This window comes from Pseudoalteromonas sp. MQS005, assembly GCF_001661605.1.
Lineage (GTDB): Bacteria > Pseudomonadota > Gammaproteobacteria > Enterobacterales > Alteromonadaceae > Pseudoalteromonas > Pseudoalteromonas tetraodonis.
In genome coordinates this window covers 1-714 of the sequence record NZ_LYRQ01000122.1, presented here as the reverse complement: position 1 = coordinate 714, position 714 = coordinate 1, and the positions used below count along the sequence as shown (strand labels likewise).

The window sequence follows — 714 nt, the reverse complement described above, 5'->3', positions numbered from 1 at the left end:
GTAAGCGTCTAGCCAAATGCACCTGCAAGTAACTCGTCAAAACGATTAAGCTATCCCTGAATTTCAATTAGGAGATAGCCATGAGAAAAACACGTAGCCTTGAGCAGTGGCGTAGTATTATAGAAGACCAACAATCAAGTGATTTAACTATCACTGAGTATTGTCAGCAAAATGCTTTATCAAAAACAACTTTTTATGCCGCAAAAAACAAGCTAAAGGCATTACCTGGCAATTTTGTTCGCGCCAAAATGACGAAAAAAAGTGACGTTATCAAACCGCAACAGCCGATAACCCTTGTGGTCGGTAAAGTAAAAGTCAGCTTGCCACCCACAATGCCTGCAACTTACCTCAGCCAATTGTTACGCGAGTTTGCCTGATGAAAATGTTTGTTGAACCCGAGCGTATTTATTTACACCGCGATGCTGTGGATTTTCGAAAATCGATTGATGGTCTAGTCGCCATCGTTGAAGGCGAGCTTGAACGTGATGCCTACACTGGCGCGTTATTTTTGTTTTGCAACAAAGCGAAAGATAAACTCAAATTAGTTTACTGGGATAAAACGGGGTTTGCTTTGTGGTACAAGCGACTTGAAAAACAAAAGTTCAAATGGCCAAATAAAGCGAGTCTGCAAGAATTTGAGCTCAGTTCTGGGCAACTGGATTGGTTGTTGTCGGGATATGATGTGCTTGGTCATGAAGAATTGCAGTATCAATC

Annotated in this window: 2 protein-coding genes; both read left to right on the top strand. The window is 41.5% G+C overall.

Annotated features, from left to right (window positions below; all coding sequences use genetic code 11):
* Nucleotides 1-80 precede the first annotated feature (80 nt).
* Nucleotides 81-377: a hypothetical protein gene (locus A9479_RS19500; protein ID WP_064664334.1), complete on the top strand. Its 297-nt coding sequence runs from the start codon at nucleotides 81-83 to the stop codon at nucleotides 375-377.
* On the top strand, nucleotides 377-714 hold a 338-nt coding region (tnpB, locus tag A9479_RS19885; protein WP_064664335.1), incomplete at its 3' end, for an IS66 family insertion sequence element accessory protein TnpB. The genes A9479_RS19500 and tnpB, both read left to right, overlap by 1 nt.